This is a genomic window from Arenimonas sp. (assembly GCF_041913985.1).
GTDB lineage: Bacteria > Pseudomonadota > Gammaproteobacteria > Xanthomonadales > Xanthomonadaceae > Arenimonas.
On sequence record NZ_JAYSEG010000004.1, the window covers coordinates 26,314 to 43,543 of the forward strand.

At 71.7% G+C, this 17,230-nt stretch carries 19 protein-coding genes; 3 read left to right on the forward strand and 16 right to left on the reverse strand.

Features of this window, described 5'->3' with window-relative positions; translation table 11 throughout:
• Nucleotides 1-141: 141 nt before the first annotated feature.
• Nucleotides 142-1,530 (forward strand): FAD-binding oxidoreductase, encoded by a 1,389-nt coding sequence (locus tag ACE3Q2_RS02160; protein ID WP_374472407.1) that lies wholly within the window; start codon nt 142-144, stop codon nt 1,528-1,530.
• The gene (locus tag ACE3Q2_RS02165; RefSeq protein WP_374472409.1) at nt 1,527-2,123 is read left to right on the forward strand and encodes a uracil-DNA glycosylase family protein; all 597 of its coding nucleotides are present in this window, start codon (nt 1,527-1,529) and stop codon (nt 2,121-2,123) included. Before ACE3Q2_RS02160 ends, ACE3Q2_RS02165 begins: the two co-directional genes overlap by 4 nt.
• Before the next feature lie 151 nt (nt 2,124-2,274).
• Here the strand turns inward: ACE3Q2_RS02165 and ACE3Q2_RS02170 are convergent, their stop codons facing one another.
• From ACE3Q2_RS02170 to glyA, 10 genes are read right to left on the reverse strand one after another with little or no spacing between them, the layout of a single operon-like run.
• Nucleotides 2,275-2,763: a phosphatidylglycerophosphatase A gene (locus ACE3Q2_RS02170; RefSeq protein ID WP_374472411.1), complete on the reverse strand. Its 489-nt coding sequence runs from the start codon at nt 2,761-2,763 to the stop codon at nt 2,275-2,277.
• Nucleotides 2,760-3,722, reverse strand: coding sequence for a thiamine-phosphate kinase (gene thiL, locus ACE3Q2_RS02175; RefSeq protein ID WP_231695578.1), 963 nt, complete (start codon nt 3,720-3,722; stop codon nt 2,760-2,762). The genes ACE3Q2_RS02170 and thiL overlap by 4 nt, the downstream gene beginning before the upstream one ends.
• Entirely contained in the window at nt 3,722-4,183 is a 462-nt protein-coding gene (nusB, locus tag ACE3Q2_RS02180; RefSeq protein WP_374472413.1) for a transcription antitermination factor NusB, read from the reverse strand. Before nusB ends, thiL begins: the two co-directional genes overlap by 1 nt.
• On the reverse strand, nt 4,180-4,647 hold the full coding sequence (ribH, locus tag ACE3Q2_RS02185) for a 6,7-dimethyl-8-ribityllumazine synthase (protein WP_374472415.1): 468 nt from the start codon (nt 4,645-4,647) through the stop codon (nt 4,180-4,182). The genes nusB and ribH overlap by 4 nt, the downstream gene beginning before the upstream one ends.
• Before the next feature lie 28 nt (nt 4,648-4,675).
• A complete protein-coding gene (ribB, locus tag ACE3Q2_RS02190) occupies nt 4,676-5,776 on the reverse strand; it encodes a 3,4-dihydroxy-2-butanone-4-phosphate synthase (protein ID WP_374472417.1) in 1,101 nt (366 codons plus the stop codon).
• Complete coding sequence (locus ACE3Q2_RS02195; protein WP_374472419.1) at nt 5,773-6,378, reverse strand: riboflavin synthase; 606 nt, start codon at nt 6,376-6,378, stop codon at nt 5,773-5,775. The genes ribB and ACE3Q2_RS02195 overlap by 4 nt, the downstream gene beginning before the upstream one ends.
• 1 nt (nt 6,379) lies before the next feature.
• Complete coding sequence (gene ribD, locus ACE3Q2_RS02200; protein ID WP_374472421.1) at nt 6,380-7,471, reverse strand: bifunctional diaminohydroxyphosphoribosylaminopyrimidine deaminase/5-amino-6-(5-phosphoribosylamino)uracil reductase RibD; 1,092 nt, start codon at nt 7,469-7,471, stop codon at nt 6,380-6,382.
• Nucleotides 7,468-7,947, reverse strand: coding sequence for a GNAT family N-acetyltransferase (locus ACE3Q2_RS02205; RefSeq protein WP_374472423.1), 480 nt, complete (start codon nt 7,945-7,947; stop codon nt 7,468-7,470). Before ACE3Q2_RS02205 ends, ribD begins: the two co-directional genes overlap by 4 nt.
• Complete coding sequence (nrdR, locus tag ACE3Q2_RS02210) at nt 7,944-8,459, reverse strand: transcriptional regulator NrdR (RefSeq protein ID WP_043805047.1); 516 nt, start codon at nt 8,457-8,459, stop codon at nt 7,944-7,946. Before nrdR ends, ACE3Q2_RS02205 begins: the two co-directional genes overlap by 4 nt.
• 10 nt (nt 8,460-8,469) lie before the next feature.
• On the reverse strand, nt 8,470-9,720 hold the full coding sequence (gene glyA, locus ACE3Q2_RS02215; RefSeq protein ID WP_374472426.1) for a serine hydroxymethyltransferase: 1,251 nt from the start codon (nt 9,718-9,720) through the stop codon (nt 8,470-8,472).
• Nucleotides 9,721-9,962: 242 nt separating this feature from the next.
• Here glyA and ettA point away from each other — a divergent pair, with 242 nt between their 5' ends.
• Complete coding sequence (ettA, locus tag ACE3Q2_RS02220; protein ID WP_290977212.1) at nt 9,963-11,627, forward strand: energy-dependent translational throttle protein EttA; 1,665 nt, start codon at nt 9,963-9,965, stop codon at nt 11,625-11,627.
• Nucleotides 11,628-11,733: 106 nt separating this feature from the next.
• On the opposite strand, the gene ACE3Q2_RS02225 is transcribed toward ettA, so the two are convergent.
• The 6 genes from ACE3Q2_RS02225 to ACE3Q2_RS02250 are packed head-to-tail and all read right to left on the reverse strand — an operon-like array spanning nt 11,734 to nt 17,220.
• Entirely contained in the window at nt 11,734-12,666 is a 933-nt protein-coding gene (locus ACE3Q2_RS02225) for a radical SAM/SPASM domain-containing protein (RefSeq protein WP_231695587.1), read from the reverse strand.
• Nucleotides 12,663-13,562, reverse strand: a complete 900-nt coding sequence (locus ACE3Q2_RS02230; RefSeq protein ID WP_231695588.1) for a glycosyltransferase family 2 protein — start codon at nt 13,560-13,562, stop codon at nt 12,663-12,665. The genes ACE3Q2_RS02225 and ACE3Q2_RS02230 overlap by 4 nt, the downstream gene beginning before the upstream one ends.
• Nucleotides 13,559-14,398 (reverse strand): class I SAM-dependent methyltransferase, encoded by an 840-nt coding sequence (locus ACE3Q2_RS02235; protein ID WP_231695589.1) that lies wholly within the window; start codon nt 14,396-14,398, stop codon nt 13,559-13,561. Before ACE3Q2_RS02235 ends, ACE3Q2_RS02230 begins: the two co-directional genes overlap by 4 nt.
• A gap of 10 nt (nt 14,399-14,408) precedes the next feature.
• Nucleotides 14,409-15,263: a glycosyltransferase gene (locus tag ACE3Q2_RS02240; RefSeq protein ID WP_231695590.1), complete on the reverse strand. Its 855-nt coding sequence runs from the start codon at nt 15,261-15,263 to the stop codon at nt 14,409-14,411.
• Nucleotides 15,260-16,450 (reverse strand): ABC transporter ATP-binding protein, encoded by a 1,191-nt coding sequence (locus tag ACE3Q2_RS02245; protein ID WP_231695591.1) that lies wholly within the window; start codon nt 16,448-16,450, stop codon nt 15,260-15,262. The genes ACE3Q2_RS02240 and ACE3Q2_RS02245 overlap by 4 nt, the downstream gene beginning before the upstream one ends.
• On the reverse strand, nt 16,447-17,220 hold the full coding sequence (locus tag ACE3Q2_RS02250) for an ABC transporter permease (RefSeq protein WP_231695592.1): 774 nt from the start codon (nt 17,218-17,220) through the stop codon (nt 16,447-16,449). Before ACE3Q2_RS02250 ends, ACE3Q2_RS02245 begins: the two co-directional genes overlap by 4 nt.
• Nucleotides 17,221-17,230 lie beyond the last annotated feature (10 nt).

A 17,230-nucleotide genomic window follows, 5' to 3' on the forward strand; every position in this document is an offset into this window, starting at 1 on the left:
AGCGTTTGAGTAGGGGGCAGCAGTATGTTTTCGCCGCGCGGCGAAAATGTACTCTGACCCCCATTGCTTCCCGCTCTATCCGCGTTCATCCGCGTAAATCCGTGGCAAAAAACTTCTCCCCCAATCCCCTAGACTGAGGCCATGGCCGAACTGCCCAAGAACCTGCTGGAAGCGCTGCAAGCCCTGCTGCCGCCGGGTGGGCTGCTGCTGGATGCGGCCGAGCGGCTGGCGTATGGGTATGACAATTCGCGGCGGCAGGGGCTGCCGCTGGCGGTGGCGCTGCCCACTGACGCGGTGCAGGTGCAGGGCATCGTGCGACTGTGCCGTGCGCACCGGCTGCCGATCGTGGCGCGCGGCCGCGGCACCAACACCACCGGCGCCAGCGTGCCCGGCGAGGATGCGCTGGTCGTGTCGTTCGAGCGCATGAACCGCGTGCTGGCCATCCGCCCCGGCGACCGCGTGGCCGTGGTCGAACCCGGCCTGCTCAACGGCGAACTGCAGTCCGCGCTGGCGCCGCATGGCCTGTTCTGGCCGCCCGACCCCACCAGCGCCGGCTTCTGCAGCATCGGCGGCAACCTGGCCTGCAACGCCGGTGGCCCGCGCGCGGTGAAATACGGCGCCACCCGCGACAACGTACTCGCGCTCAAGGCCGTCACCGGCACCGGCGAACTGGTGGAATTCGGCGCGGCCACCACCAAGGGCGCCAGCGGCTACGACTTCTCGCGCCTGCTCATCGGCTCGGAGGGCACGCTGGCGCTGATCGTCGAGGCCACGCTGCGGCTCACCCCGCTCGCTCCCAAGCGCCGCGCCCTGCGCGCGCTCTATGCCGACGTGGAAAGCGCGGCCGCCGCCGTGGCGCGCCTGATGGCGCAGCCGGTGACACCCTCGATGCTCGAGTTCATGGACGGCGACTGCGTGCGCCTGGCGCGCGAGGTGGGCGGCGCCGACCTGCCCGCCGACGCCGGCGCCCTGCTGATGATCGAAGCCGACGGCGACGAAGCCGTGCTCGACGCCGCCGAAGCCGCGCTGCGCGCCGCGGCCCAGGGCCCCGGCTGCCTCGGCGTCGGCGCCGCCGCCGACGAGGCCGCGCGCGAAAAGCTCTGGGCCGCGCGCAAGGCGCTGTCGCCGGCGCTGCGCACGCTGGCGCCGGGCAAGATCAACGAAGACGTGGTGGTGCCGGTCTCGCGCATCCCCGAACTGGTGGCCGCGGTGCGCGCCGCCGCCGCCGCGCAGTCGCTGGCCATCGTCTGCTTCGGCCACGCGGGCAACGGCAACCTGCACGTGAACATCCTCTACGACCCGGCCGACGCCGCGCAGGTCGCGCGCGCCGACGCCGCGCTCGAGGCGGTGTTCGATGCAGTGATCGCGCTCGGCGGCCTGGTCTCGGGCGAGCACGGCATCGGCCTGGCCAAGCGCGAACTGCTGGCGCGTTCGCTGTCGCCGCCCACGCTGGCGCTGATGCGCGCGGTGAAGGCGCAGTTCGACCCCGACGGCATCCTCAACCCCGGCAAGGTGCTGCCGCCCGCATGAACCGCCGCGCGCCCAGCGAACTGGACCTGCTGCTTACCGACATCCGCGCCTGCCGCCTGTGCGAGGCGCAGCTGCCGCTGGGCCCGCGTCCGGTGCTGCGCGCCAGCGCCACGGCACGCCTGCTGGTGGTGGGCCAGGCGCCGGGCACGCTGGTGCACGGCAGCGGCATTCCCTGGGACGACGCCAGCGGCGTGCGCCTGCGCGGCTGGCTGGGCCTGGACAAGGCGGCGTTCTACGACGAATCGCGCATCGCCATCGTGCCCATGGGTTTCTGCTACCCCGGCCGCGGCGCCTCCGGCGATTTGCCGCCGCGCCCGGAATGCGCGCAAACCTGGCACCCGCGCCTGCTGCCGCTGATGCCCGACATCGGCCTGGTGCTGGCCATCGGCCAGTACGCGCAGGCCTACTTCCTGGGCGCCCGCCGCAAGAAAACCCTCACCGACACCGTGCAGGCCTGGCGCGAATACGCCCCGCGCGTCTTCCCCCTGCCCCACCCCAGCCCACGCAACACCGGCTGGTTCCTGCACAACCCCTGGTTCGACGCGGAAGTGGTTCCCGCGCTGCGGGCCAGGGTCCAGGCGGTTTTGGGGTAGAAGATTCTTGCCACGGATTTACGCGGATGAACGCGGATAGAGCAAAAAGAAAAGAAGTGGGCGTCAGAGTACATTTCCACCGCGCGGCGAAATCGTACTCTGACCCCCATTTCCTGATGCTCTATCCGCGTTCATCCGCGTAAATCCGTGGCTAAAAAACCAAAGCCCCAACCTGCAGCACGGCCAGGGCGTACGCGCCGGCCAAGGCGTCGTCGAGCATGGCGCCGAAGCCGCCGTGCAGCTTGCGGTCGGCCCAGCCCACGGGCCAGGGCTTGGCGATGTCGAACAGGCGGAACAGCACGAAGGCCGCCAGCATCCAGGGCCAGCCGGCCGGCGCCGCCAGCAGCGCGATCCAGAGGCCGATGAATTCGTCCCAGACCACCAGCGAGGGGTCTTCGATCTTCGTTTCGCGGATCACCCAGTGCGCGGCCCAGCAGCCCAGCGCGAAACCCGCCGCCAGCACCGCCAGATAGGCCGGCAGCGACAGGTCCTTCATCAGGAACCACCAGGGCAGCAGCGCGGCGGCGCTGCCCACCGTGCCCGGCGCCCAGGGCGAGAAGCCGCTGCCGAAGCCCGCGGCCAGCCAGCCCAGCGGGTGTTTCATCAGGCGGCGGCGAACGCCGAGCGGAGCGACCGTCACGCGTGGCCCCCATCGAAATGCTGGTAGCCGGCCGCTGCAGGCGCGTAGGCGCCACCATCCGGCGTGCCGAAACGCAGGCCCGGTTCGGCCTCGACCTGGCCCACCACGGTGGCGGGCAGGTCCAGCGCCGCCAGCGCCTGCTCGATCTCGAAGGCGCGCGCGGCGGGCGCGGTGAAGCACAGCTCGTAGTCGTCGCCGCCAGAGAGCTGCAGCTCCCAGCGCCGCGGTTCGGCGAAATGGTCGGCCAGCGTGCGCGAGGTGGGCAGCCGGCCCAGCTCCAGCCGCGCGCCCACGCCGCTGGCGGCGAGCACATGGCCGAGGTCGGCGGCCAGGCCGTCGCTGAGGTCGATGCCCGCCGTCGCCAGCCCGCGCAGCGCCAGGCCGGCTTCGATGCGCGGCGTCGGGCGATCGAGCCGCCAGCGCAGCTTGGCCGAGGCCGGGCCGCGCGCGCGCCATTGCGCCAGTGCGCCGGCGGCGTCGCCGATCGTGCCGGTCACCCACACGTCGTCGCCCACGCGCGCGCCGTCGCGGCGCAGCGCCTGCCCGGCGGGCACCAGGCCGAAGGCGGTGACGGTGATCGAGAGCGGGCCGCGGGTGGTGTCGCCGCCGACGAGCGAGACGTCGTGCTGGTCGGCCAGTTCCAGGAAGCCGTCAAGGAAAGCGTCGAGCCAGGCGTCGTCGGCGCCCGGCAGGGTCAGTGCCAACGTGCACCAGGCCGGCGTGGCGGCCATGGCGGCCAGGTCGCTCAGGTTCACGGCCAGCGCCTTCCAGCCCAGGTCGGCCGGCGCGGTTTCTACGGGGAAATGCACGCCGGCCACGAGCGTGTCGCTGGTGACCACGAGCTGCTGGCCGGGCGCCGGCGCCAGCACGGCGGCGTCGTCGCCGATGCCCAGCACCACGTCGTCGCGGCGCCGGGCGCGGGCCCGGATGCGTTCGATGAGGGCGAACTCGCCCGGCATCAGGACCGGCGGCTGGCCTGCGCCTCGGCCGCGCGCCAGGCGGCGGCGGCATGGTCGAGCACGCCGTTGACGAAGGTGTGGCCGTGCTCGGAGCCGAAACGCTTGGTGGTTTCGATGGCCTCGTTGATCACCACGCGGTAGGGCACGTCCACGCGGTGGCGCAGCTCGTAGGCGGCGATGCGCAGCACGGCGCGCTCGATCGGGTCGACCTGGGCGATGTCGCGGTCGAGGAATTCCTGCAGCGCCTCGTCGAGCGAGCCAAGGTTCTTCTCGACGCCGCGCACCAGGTCCTCGAAGTACTCGAGGTCGGCCACTTCCATGTCCTGCTCGTTGCGGAACTGGTCGATGACCTTGTTGATGGCCGTGTTCGACAGCTGCCAGGCGTACACGGCCTGCAGCGCGCGGCGGCGGGCGCGCGAACGCGCGTGCGGGTCGATGCCGTCGGGGCGGGAATGCTTCATGCCAGTTTTCCAATCAGGTTGGCCATCTCGATCACCACCAGCGCGCACTCTTCGCCCTTGTTGCCGTGGGTGCCGCCGGCGCGGGCTTCGGCGTGGGCGTAGTCGTCCACCGCCAGCACGCCGTTGACCACCGGCACGCCGGTGTCGAGCGCCACGCGCATCAGGCCGCGGGCGCACTCGTCGGCCACCTGCTCGAAGTGGCGGGTGTCGCCGCGCACCACGCAGCCCAGCACGACCAGGCCGGCGTAGCCGATGCGGTCGAGCGCCTGGGCGGCGGCCACGGGCAGCTCCCAGGCGCCGGGCACGCGGATCACGTCCACGGCCTCGGCCGGGACGCCATTGCCGGCGAACGCGCGCCGCGCGCCTTCGACCAGCGCATCGGTGATGCGCGGGTTCCAGCGGCTGGCGAGGATGGCATAGCGGGCCGAGCCGGGGCTCTGGACGTCGCCTTCGAAGTGGGCCATGGGGTGGGATCCTGCGGGGGGCGCCAGTTTACCCCGCGCCGCCCGGCGGCACGTACTCCACGACCTCCAGGCCGTAGCCGGCCAGGCCCACCTGGCGCCGCGGCGTGCCCAGCACGCGCAGCTTGCCCAGGCCCAGGTCGGCCAGGATCTGGGCGCCGGCGCCGTTGCGGCGCCATTCCCGGGCCCGCGGGGCGTCGGGCTGGGTGGTTTCGGTGATGCGGGCCAGCAGGTCGTCGGGCGTCATCGGCTCCGACAGCACCACCACCACGCCCTCGCCCGCCGCGGCCACCGCGGCCAGGGCCTCGCCGGCGCTCACGCCGAAGTCGGCGCGGCGCCACTGCAGCACGTCGGAAAGCGGGTTCTTCACGTGCACGCGCACCAGGGTGGGCGTGTCGGCCCTCGGCTGGCCGTGCACCAGGGCGAAATGCAGGTCGCGGCTGAGGCGGTCGCGGTAGGTGAGCAGGCGGAAGGCGCCGTGCGCGGTGTCCACCGTGCGCTCGTCCACGCGCTCGACGGTGTGCTCGTTCTCGAGCCGGTAGCGGATCAGCTCCTCGATCGAGCCGATCTTCAGGCCGTGCTCGGCCGCGAACTTTTCGAGCTCGGGGCGGCGCGCCATCGAGCCGTCGGGATTCAGGATTTCCACCAGCACGCCGGCCGGCTCCAGGCCCGCCAGCAGGGCCAGGTCGCTGGCGGCCTCGGTGTGGCCGCTGCGGGTGAGCACGCCGCCGGGCTGGGCCATCAGCGGGAAGATGTGGCCCGGCTGGGTGAGGTCGTCGGCGCTGGCGTCGGGGCGCACGGCGGTGCGGATAGTGTGGGCGCGGTCGTAGGCGCTGATGCCGGTGGTGACACCCTCGGCGGCCTCGATCGAGACGGTGAAGTTGGTGTGGTAGGGCGAGTTGTTGTCGCGCACCATCGGGCCCAGGCCCAGCTGGCGGCAGCGCTCGCGCGTGAGCGACAGGCACACCAGGCCGCGCGCGTGCGTGACCATGAAGTTGATGTCGCTGGGCTTCACCAGCTCGGCGGCCATGATCAGGTCGCCTTCGTTCTCGCGGTCCTCGTCGTCCACGACGACGACCATGCGGCCCTGGCGGATTTCCTCGAGCAGTTCGGGAACGGTGGCGAAGCTCATTTCGATTCCTCGCGAGCCGCCAGCAGGCGCTCGACGTAGCGGGCGACGGTGTCGACCTCGAGGTTGACGGCGGCGCCCACGGCGGTTTCGCCGAAGGCGGTGTGGGCCACGGTGTGCGGCACCAGGCTCACTTCGAACCCGGCCGCGTCCATGGCGTTGACGGTGAGGCTGGTGCCGTCCACGGCGATCGAGCCCTTGGGCGCAACGTAGCGCAGCACCGATGCCGGGGCCGTGAAGCGCCAGCGCTGCGAGCGGCCGTCGTCCCAGACCTTCTCCACCGCGCCCACGGCGTCCACGTGGCCCGAGACCAGGTGGCCGCCGAGGCGGTCGGTGGGCAGCAGCGAGCGCTCGAAGTTCACCGCGGCGCCTACCGGAAGCTTGCCCAGCGTGGTGAGCGCAAGGGTTTCGTTGGAAACGTCGGCGTCCCAGCCGGCGTCGTCCCAGGCCACCACGGTGAGGCAGCAGCCGCTGACGGCGATCGATTCGCCCAGCGCGATGTCGTGGTTCGGCAGGCCGCCCCAGGCGAAGCGCAGGCGCTGGTCGCCGCCGCGGATGTCGCGCGCGGCCAGGCGGCCGACGGCCTGGATGAGTCCGGTGAACATGTCAGGCACGCTCCAGCAGCAGGCGCAGGTCGGGGCCGACCTGGCGGGTTTCGAGCAGTTTCAGGCCGATGCGTTCGGCCATGGTGGAAGGCGTCAGGCCGGCCAGCAGCGGGCGGCCGCGGTCGCCGAGCAGCACGGGGGCGATGTAGACCAGCAGTTCGTCCACCAGGCCCGCGGCCATCAGCGCGCCGCTGAGGGTGGCGCCGGCTTCCACCTGCAGTTCGTTGACGCCGCGCTGTCCCAGCTGAGACAGCACCGCGGCGAGGTCGAGGCCGGGGCCGAGGCGGCGCACGGCGAAGGCGCTCACCTCGTCGCCGTAGTCGGGCACGATGTCGTCGCCGTGCACGGCCAGGGTGGGCGCGGCGCCATCGGTGAGCAGCGCCGAGGCCGCCGGCAGCCGGCCGCGTTCGTCCAGCACCACGCGCAGCGGCGGCACGAAGGCCTCGCCTTCCGGCAGGCGCACGGTGAGGCGCGGGTCGTCGGCCAGCACGGTGCCGATGCCGGTCATGATGGCGCCGGCGCGGGCGCGCCAGCGCATCACGTCGGCGCGGGCGGCGTCGGAGGTGATCCACTTCGATTCGCCGTTTTCCAGGGCGGTGCGGCCGTCCAGGCTCATCGCCAGCTTCACCCGCACCCAGGGCCGGCCGCGCTCGATGCGCGAGAAGAAGCCGCGGTTGATGCGGCGCGCGGCGGCTTCCATCAACCCGAATTCGACGTCGATGCCGGCGGCGGCGAGCTTGGCGAAACCCTGCCCCGCCACCTGGTCGAAGGGGTCGCGGCAGGCCGCCACCACGCGCGTCACGCCGGCGGCCACCAGCGCGTCGGCGCAGGGCGGCGTGCGGCCGTGGTGGGCGCAGGGTTCGAGCGTGACGTAGGCGGTGGCGCCGCGCGCCCGTTCGCCGGCGGCGCGCAGCGCGTGCACTTCGGCATGCGGTTCGCCGGCGCGCTGGTGCCAGCCTTCGCCAAGCACGCGCGCGCCGTCGGCGACCACGCAGCCGACCATCGGGTTCGGGTGGGTCGTGAAGGCGCCGCGCTCGGCCAGCTGCAGGGCGCGGGCCATGTGGGCGTGGTCGTGGGAGGAAAAGCCGCTCATGCGGGAAGGATGTCCATCAGCTGCACCGGGACGCCGCGCAGTGTCGCCGATCCGGCCGGGCGCCAGCCCAGGGCGGCGTAGAACGATGCGTGTTCGGGCGTGAACAGCCACAGCCGGCGCACCCCTTCACGCGCCGCCAACGCCACGCATTCGCGCACCAGGCGCGCGCCCAGGCCCTGGCCGCGGGCTTCGGGGCGCACGTACAGGCTGGCCAGCCAGGCGTCGCCGACGTCGCCCAGCTCCGGCGCGTCCTCGTCCACCAGGCTCACCGAGCCCAGCAGCTGGTCGCCCTCGAGCGCCACCAGGGTGGTGGGGCGGCCGCGGCGGGTGGCGTGGTCGCGCAGTTCGGCGGTGGCGATGGCCAGGTCCCAGTCGGCGGGGTCGTAGAAGTGGCCCCAGTGCGCGTGGTGCCAGCGCGCCAGCGTGGCCGCGTGGCCGGGGCAATCGGCCAGCGGCAGGATGCGCGCCGCGGTCACCGCTTGGCCTTGTCGGCCGCGGCGTCCAGCAGGGGCAGCTGCAGGCCCTCGAGGCCGGGCAGGTCGCGCTCGAGGCGCTCGATCTCTTCGCGGAAGGCCTGCACGTCCTCGAACTTCCGGTACACCGAGGCGAAGCGCACGTAGGCCACCTGGTCGAGCTTCTTGAGCTCGGCCATGACGAACTCGCCCACGCGCAGCGAGGGCAGTTCGCGTTCGCCGGTGAGGCGCAGGGCGTGCACCACCGCGCGCACGGCGCCGTCGATCTGCTCGGCCGAGACCGGCCGCTTCTGCAGCGCGCGGTCGAAGCTCACGCGCAGCTTGCGCTCGTCGAAGGCCTCGCGGCGGCCGTCGCTCTTCACGATGGCCGGCAGCTTCAGCTCGGCCACCTCGAAGGTGTTGAAGCGCTCGCCGCAGTGCTCGCACTCGCGGCGGCGGCGGATGGTGCTGCCGTCCTCGGACACGCGCGAATCGATCACGCGGGTGTCGGTGTGCTGGCAGAACGGGCAATGCATTGCGTTGGTATCAGCCGTAGACGGGGAACTGGCGGCACTGCTTTGTCACGTTCTCGCGCACGCCGGCGATGACGTTGTCATCGGTGGGCGCGTCGAGCACGTCGCAGATCCAGTTGGCCAGCGCCACGCAGTCGGGCTCCTTGTAGCCGCGGGTGGTGACGGCCGGGGTGCCGATGCGCAGGCCCGAGGTGACGAAGGGCGAACGCGGGTCGCCCGGCACCGAGTTCTTGTTCACGGTGATGTGGGCGGCGCCCAGCGCGGCCTCGGCGTCCTTGCCGGTGACGTCGCGGCCGATCAGGTCGATCAGCATCAGGTGGTTCTGCGTGCCGCCGGAAACCACCTTGTAGCCGCGCGCCATGATGGCCTTGGCCATGGCCTGGGCGTTTTTCACCACCTGCTGCTGGTAGTCCTTGAATTCCGGCTCCAGCGCTTCCTTGAACGCCACCGCCTTGGCGGCGATCACGTGCATCAGCGGGCCGCCCTGGGTACCCGGGAACACCAGCGACTGGAACTTCTTCTCCAGCTCCTCGTTGGCGCGGGCCAGGATGATGCCGCCGCGCGGGCCGCGCAGGGTCTTGTGGGTGGTGGAGGTGACCACGTCGGCGTGCGGCACCGGGTTCGGGTACAGGCCCGCGGCCACCAGGCCGGCGACGTGCGCCATGTCCACGAAGAACCAGGCGCCGACCGACGTGGCGATTTCCGCCATGCGCGCCCAGTCCACCACCTGCGAATAGGCGCTGAAGCCGGCGACCAGCATCTTCGGCTGGTGCTCGGTGGCCAGGCGCTGCACTTCGTCGTAGTCGATCAGGCCGTTTTCGTCCACGCCGTACTGCACGGCGTTGTAGATCTTGCCGCTGAAGTTCACCTTGGCGCCGTGGGTGAGGTGGCCGCCGTGGGCCAGGCTCATGCCCAGCACGGTGTCGCCCGGCTGCAGCAGGGCCATGTACACGGCGATGTTGGCCGACGAACCCGAATGCGGCTGCACGTTGGCGTAGTGGGCGCCGAAGAGCTGCTTCACGCGCTCGATGGCCAGCTTCTCGGCGATGTCCACGTATTCGCAGCCACCGTAGTAGCGCTTGCCCGGGTAACCCTCGGCGTACTTGTTGGTGAGCACGCTGCCCTGGGCCTCGAGCACGCGCGGGCTGGCGTAGTTCTCCGAGGCGATCAGCTCGACGTGGTCCTCCTGGCGCTGGAGTTCCCGGGCCATGGCCTGGGCCAGGTCGGGGTCGTAGCCGGCGATCTTCATATCCTTGGCGAACATCTGGGGGCCTTCCTCGGGGCGGATGCAGGCCGAAATTGTAGCCCCGACGCGGGTTTGCGGCCAGAACGGCGGCCCGCGCGGGCCCGCGGGCAAGGGCCACGGCCCCCGGGATGCGCCCACCCCGCCGGGTGCGCGATAATGGGCGACCCTCCGAATCCCGGACCGGCTGCGCGGCCTCCCGCGCGGTCCCACCCCGTCCCGGCCGCGCCCACCGCCCGCGCGCCCCCTGAACGAGAGATCCCATGTCGCAATACATCTACACCATGATCGGCGTCAGCAAGACCGTGCCGCCGAAGCGCCAGATCATCAAGGACATCTCGCTGTCGTTCTACCCGGGCGCGAAGATCGGCCTGCTGGGCCTCAACGGCGCCGGCAAATCCACCGTGCTGCGCATCATGGCCGGCGTGGACACCGATTTCACCGGCGAAGCGCGCCCGCAGCCGGGCATCAAGGTCGGCTACCTCGAGCAGGAGCCCAAGCTCAACCCGGAGCACACCGTGCGCCAGGCCGTGGAGGAAGGCGTGGGCGACCTGCTGCACGCCCAGGCCCTGCTCGACCAGGTCTACGCGGCCTACGCCGAGGAAGACGCCGATTTCGACAAGCTGGCCGCCGAGCAGCAGCGCCTGGAGGCCATCCTGGCCACCGGCGACGCCGCCACGCTGGAACTGCAGCTGGAAATCGCCGCCGACGCCCTGCGCCTGCCGCCCTGGGACGCCAAGGTCGGCCCGCTGTCGGGTGGTGAAAAGCGCCGCGTGGCGCTGTGCCGCCTGCTGCTGTCCAAGCCCGACATGCTGCTGCTCGACGAACCCACCAACCACCTCGACGCCGAGTCGGTGGAGTGGCTGGAACAGTTCCTGGCCCGCTTCCCGGGCACCGTGGTGGCCGTCACCCACGACCGCTACTTCCTCGACAACGCCGCCGAGTGGATCCTCGAGCTCGACCGCGGCCGCGGCATTCCCTGGAAGGGCAACTACAGCGAGTGGCTGCAGCAGAAGACCGAGCGCCTGAAGCAGGAAGAGGCCCAGGAAAAGGGCCGCCAGAAGGCGCTGCAGAAGGAACTCGAGTGGGCCCGCCAGAACGCCAAGGGCGGCCGCAGCAAGGGCAAGGCGCGCCTGCAGCGCCTCGAGGACCTGCAGTCGGTCGAGTACCAGAAGCGCAACGAGACCAACGAAATCTTCATCCCGCCGGGCGAGCGCCTGGGCGACAAGGTGATCGAGTTCAAGAACGTCTCGAAGAGCTTCGGCGACCGCCTGCTGATCGACGACCTCAACATCACCATCCCGCCGGGCGCCATCGTCGGCATCATCGGCCCGAACGGCGCCGGCAAGTCCACCCTGTTCAAGATGATCACGGGCCAGGAAAAGCCGGACAAGGGCGAGGTCAACATCGGCCACACGGTGAAGATCGCCTACGTCGACCAGAGCCGCGACGCGCTGGAAGCCGACAAGAACGTCTGGCAGGCGGTGTCGGGCGGCAGCGACATCATCACCATCGGCAAGGTGGAAGTGCAGTCGCGCGCCTACATCGGCCGCTTCAACTTCAAGGGCAGCGACCAGCAGAAGCTGGTGGGCACGCTCTCGGGCGGTGAACGCGGCCGCCTGCACATGGCCAAGACCCTGCTGCAGGGCGGCAACGTGCTGCTGCTCGACGAACCGTCGAACGACCTGGACATCGAAACCCTGCGCGCGCTCGAAGACGCCCTGCTCGAGTTCCCGGGCTGCGCCCTGGTCATCTCGCACGACCGCTGGTTCCTGGACCGCATCGCCACGCACATCCTCGCCTTCGAGGGCGATTCGCACGTGGAGTTCTACCAGGGCAACTACCGCGAGTACGAGGAAGACAAGAAGCGCCGCCTCGGCGAGGAAGGCGCCAAGCCGCACCGCCTGCGCTACAAGGCCCTCAAGTAACGACCTCTTGTAGGAGCGGCTTCAGCCGCGAAGCCCTTCGCGCGAAAGATTGGGGGTCAGAGTACTAATTCGCCGCAGCGAATTGGTACTCTGACCCCCTTTCTTTTCAGCTGTCGAGGGCGGCTTCCTGCGGGGGGCCGGCTTCGCGGGCGGGACCCACTTCGCAGCCGCCGCAGATGCGCATCTCGCCGCGGCGGGTGCGCAGGGCCTCGACGAAACCGGCGCGGGCGGCGCCGGCCAGCACTTCGTTGTAGGTCTGCTGGCGCAGGTTGCCCAGCATGCCGGCCTGCGGGTGCACGCAGCAGGGCACCACGGTGCCGTCGGCGTCGGCGTAGAGCTGGTTCACCTCGCCGTCCCAGGGGTGCTCGGTGAATTCGGAGGGGTCGGCCATGAACAGGCACACGCCCTGCCCCGGCCGGGTCTCGCGGCCGGTCATGTTCTGGCTCGATTCCGGCAGCCACATCCAGCGGCGGAAACGCGGCGTCCAGCCGCGCGGCAGCAGGAAGGCGTTCCAGCGCTCGCGCGCGGCCGGGTCTTCGCACACGGTCATGGTGCGCAGCTCGATGTCCTGGCCGTGTTTGTCGCACAGGGCCTTGGTGCGTTCGAGGAACTGTTCCAGCTTCGCCCAGGTGGAAGGCGGGCGCAGGCGTTCGTAGTCTTCCGGCGTGCCGTCGCCGTCGCAGCTGGCGATGATGCGCGTGAGCACGCCACTGGCGATGGCGCGCTCGAAATCGTCCCAGTACACCTTCTGCGCGTTGGTGGAGAGCTCCACCTGCTCCACCGTCCACTTCTGCCGCGGGATGTGCGCCAGCAGGCCGGACAGGTTGCGGTGCAGCAACGGCTCGCCGAAGTTGAACAGGCGCAGCAGGTGGATGCGCTGCACGTCGATGTTGGCGAGGATGGCCGCGAAATCGGCCTCTTCCACCTGCCGCACCTTCGGCTGCAGCACCGAGTTCGGGCAGCCGACGCAGCGCAGCTGGCAGCCGTGCACGATGTCCACGTGCGCAAGGAAGATGCTGGTGGCGGGTGCGCGGTTCATGACTTGCCAGCCTGCCGCCGGCGCTGCCAAGCCTGCGTGAGCAGCGCCAGCGGGAAGTGCAGCCACAGCGCCACGAACACCAGCGGCCGCTGCCAGGCCGGGACGTGCGCCGCCTCGAATTTGCGGAAATAGCGCCACAGCCCGCGATGCTTCTGGAATTCCACCCAGGCCGGCCGGCGCCGGCTGGACACGCCGCGCAGGTGGGTGACGGCCAGGTCGTTGGCCACCACCACCTCGTAACCGGCCTCGCGCACGCGGCGGCACAGGTCCAGGTCCTCGGCGTGCAGGCGGTAACCTTCGTCGAAGCCGTCCAGGCGCGCGAACAGCACCGCCGGCAGCAGCATGAGCGCGCCGGACACGGCATCGACCGCCTGCACGTCCTGCGCCGGGTCGCGGCCCAGGAACAGGTTCTCGCGCCGGCCCAGCGTGAACAGCTGCTCGCGCAGCGAAGGGTCGGCGCGGCGCGAGGCCGGGTCGGGCAGGCCCTGCTCGTCGCGCTGCTCCACGCCCAGCAGGCCGGCGCCAGGCCGCGCGATGGCGTGTTCGACCAGGCGCGAGAGCGTGTCGCGCGCCACGAACGCGTCGGGGTTCACGAAGGCGATCCAGGGCTGGGCGATGGCCGTGGCGCCCTGGTTGCAGGCGGCGGCGAAACCGCGGTTCTCGAGGTTGCGCACCAGGCCCAGGCGCGGGTCGCGGCGCACCATGCGCTCGACGCGCTCGGCGGTGTCGTCGGGCGAGGCGTTGTCCACCACCAGCAGGCGCACCACGTGGCGCGCGGCCAGCAGCGCTTCCAGGCAGGCTTCGATGGTGGAGGCGCTGGCGTGGGTCACCACCACCACGCCGATGTCGCGGGCGCCGAAATCGAGCGCGGGCTGGGCTTCGTGCGGGGTGTTCACGATCCGCCCCGCAGGCGCGCCAGCTCGGCTTCGAGGTGGGCGATGTGGGCGGCGGCGGCGCGGTTGCGGCGCACTTCGTCGCGGTAGTCGGCGTACACCCCCTCGGCCTGGTCGCCGTGCAGCGACAGCGCCGGCAGTGCGTCGAGCGCCCCGGGTTCGCGCGCACAGGCCGCGAGCAGGTACATCGGTTCGTAAGCCAGTCCGTCCACCAGCCCGGCGGCGGTGGCCGTGCTGGCCTCGGCCGGGCCGGTGCGCTCCAGGTCCCAGAGCACCGACTGGAACAGCAGCTTCTGCCCGAACAGCCGGCGCGCCGGGAAACGCGGCGCCAGCAGCGCCTCGAACTCGGCGCGATAAAGCTCGCGCACGTGGTGCGGGTTCTGCGTGCCGGCCAGGTCGGTGTAGACGCGTTTGTCGGGCGTGGACACCAGCAGCAGGCCACCCGGCGCCAGCAGGCGGGCGAAGCCGTCGAGCAGGCGTTCCTGCGCCTCGACGTGCTCCAGCGTTTCGAAGCTGACGATGAGGTCGAAGCTGGCCGCCGGCAGCGCGTCGAGCGCGGTCACGTCGGCCTGTTCGAAACGCAGCCCCGGCTCGCCGCCGTAGCGGGCGCGGGCGTGGGCGATGGCGTCGGCGCCGAGGTCCAGGCCCAGCACGTGGCCGCCGGCGCGGGCCAGCAGCGCACTGCCGTAACCCTCGCCGCAGGCCGCGTCGAGCACGCGCCGGCCGGCGGCCAGCGGCCGCGCCAGGGCGTAGCGGTGCCAGTGCTCGTAGGCGATCTCGCGCTCGCACTCGGGCGTGTAGCGCTCGCCGGTGAACGGCAGGACGGGCGTGGGGGACATGGTGCGAATGCTAGCCGAACAGGTCCCGCTGCGGGCCGGAACGGGCCAGTTCCTCGATTTTTTCCTGCAGCCGCGCCCGCAGCGGCCGCAGCGGGTCGGCCATGATGAAACGCGCCACCCGCTCGTTGTAGTCGGGCCAGCGCGCCAGCAGGCGGGCCAGGTTGTCGCCATTGGGGGCGATGTCGAGCGGGCCGAACGAAGCGCCGCCCTGGTGCACCACGTAGGCCGCGTCGCAGAGCACGTTGCGCCAGCCCATGGCGGCGGCGCGCAGGCAGAAGTCGTTTTCCTCGCCGTAGCCCAGGCCGAAGGTGGCGGCGTCGAAGCCGCCCAGCTGGCGCAGCGCGGCGCGCCGCACGTACATGCAGAAACCCACGGCCGTGGGCAGCTCCGGGTACTGCGGCGGCAGCGCGGCCGCGGCCTCGGCGATGGCGCCGGGGTGCTCGGGCACCGGGTTGGCTTCGCAGAAGCGCGGGAAGGAGCAGATCTCGGCGTTGTTCGACCAGGGCGTGATGGTGGCGATGCGCGCGTCACTGGCGGCGCAGCGGGCCAGCTGCTGCAGCCAGCCGGCGGTGGGCACGGTGTCGGAATTGAGCAGCACCACGTCCTCGTCGCCGGTTTCGGCGAAGGCGGCGTTGCAGTTGGCCGGGAAGCCCATGTTCAGCTCGCGCCGCACGTAGCGGGCCTTGAGCGGGCTGCGGTAGCACCAGCTGCGCGCCATGGGGTTGATGCGCGGGTCGCTGGAGGCGTCGTCGGCCAGCAGCACTTCGGTGCCGGCCGGCAGGGTGCGGTCGAGCGCGGCCAGGCAGGCGTCGAGCGCCTCGAGCGCGTTGTGGATGGGCACGATGACGGTGGGCAGGCGGTTCATGGCGCCCTCCAGGCATGCGGCAGCCGCACCAGGCCGAATTCGCGCGATTCGCCGCCGACCACCAGTTCGCGTTCGCGCTGGTCGAACAGGCGCAGGCCCTCGGCGTCGAGCGCGATGGTGCGCAGGCGGTAGCGGCCCGGCAGCAGCGGCAACGCCGGGAAATCCACCACGAAGCGGAAGCGGCCGTCGCCCAGGGCCTCGGGCGCGGCGCCGTCCATTTCCGAGCTGACGCCGTAAACGGGCGTGCCGTCGGCGTGCAGCCAGCCGAGCATGGCCACCGGCGGGCGGCCGTCGCGGCTGCCCAGTTCGATCTCGCAGCGCAGCGCGCCGCCCTGCCCCAGCGCCACCGGGCCGTCGCCGGCGTCGCCGTTCACGCGCACGGCGGCGATGCTGACTTCGCCCGGAACGCGCGCGGCGGCCGCGGCCTCGCTGGCGGCTTCACCGGCGGATTTCTCCGCCTGCGCGGCCTCGTAGGCCTGGCTCACTTCGAACACGTCGCCCAGGGCGCGCACGCGGCCGTGCTGCAGCCACAGCGCGCGCCGGCAGAGCTTGCGCACGTGGTAGAGGCTGTGCGAGACCAGCAGCAGGGTGCCGCCGCCGGCCAGGTAATCGTCGAGCCAGCGGATGCACTTGCGCTGGAAGGCTTCGTCGCCCACCGCCAGCACTTCGTCGGTGACCAGCAGCGCCGGCCGCACCGCGGCGATGATGGCGAAACCCAGGCGCACCACCATGCCCGACGAATAGTGTTTCACCGGCTCGTCGAGGTAGCTTCCGATGTCGGCGAAGGCTTCGATCTCGGGCAGTTTCGCCGCCAGCGCCTTCGCGTCCAGGCCGTGCAGCGCGGCCGAGAGCCGCACGTTGTCGCGGCCGCTGAGTTCCGGGTGGAAACCCGCGCCCAGCTCCAGCAGCGCGCCGATGCGGCCGCGCGTCTGCACGCTGCCCGCGCTCGGCGTCAGCACGCCGGTGACGAGCTTGAGCAGCGTGGACTTACCGGCACCGTTCTCGCCGATGATGGCCAGCGATTCGCCCGGCTGCACGGAAAAATCCACGCCCTCGAGCACGCTCACGTGGCGGCGCGCCGGGCGCCCGCGCAGCACGTCCCAGAGCGCGCTGGCGCGGTCGCCGCGGTGGCCCAGCACCGGGTAACGCTTGCCCAGGCCGCGGGCTTCGACCAGCGGCGTGCTCACAGGAAATCCTCCAGGTGCGCGCGGCCGCGCCGCAGCAGCGCCTGCGCCGCCAGCAGCAGCAGCGCCGCCGCCAGCGCGCAGGTGGCCAGCGCGGCCCAGTCCACCGGCAGGCCGGAGAACGCGGCGCGCACGGTTTCCACCGGCACCACCATCGGGTTCAAGGCCAGCCAGGGCGCCACTGCCGCCGGCAGCACCGCGCGGTCGTAGAGCACGGGCGTGAGGAAAAACAGCAACACCAGGCCCTGCCCGGTGACCGCGGCGATGTCGCGCAGGAACACCTGCAGCACCGCCAGCAAGCGCGCCAGCGCCAGCGCCAGCACCGCCACCACGCCCAGCGCGGCCAGCACCGCCGGCAGACCCGAGGCCGCCAGCGGCACGCCGAAGGCCAGCAGCGCCAGCAGCACCAGCACGAAGCCGCCCAGGTCGATCAGCGCGCTGGCCGCGACCCGGCTGTCCACGTACAGGCCGTGCGGCACGGCCACCTTGCCGATCAGCGCGGCGTTGTCGGTGAGCGCGGTGACGCCGCGGTTGGCGGCGTTGGCCAGCAGGTTCCAGGGCCAGAGCCCGAGCGCGAGGAAGGCCGCGTACGGCAGTTCGCCGCCGCCGGTGGCGCGCGCCGGCAGCAGCGTGCCGAACACCAGGGCCAGCACCGCCAGCTGCAGCAGCGGCAGCAGCACCAGCCAGGCGGCGCCGAGCAGGCTGCCGCGGTAGCGCTCTTCCAGTTCCCGGCGCAGCAGCTCGCCAAAGACCGCTCTAGAAGCGATGCTCACCTTCGGTCGG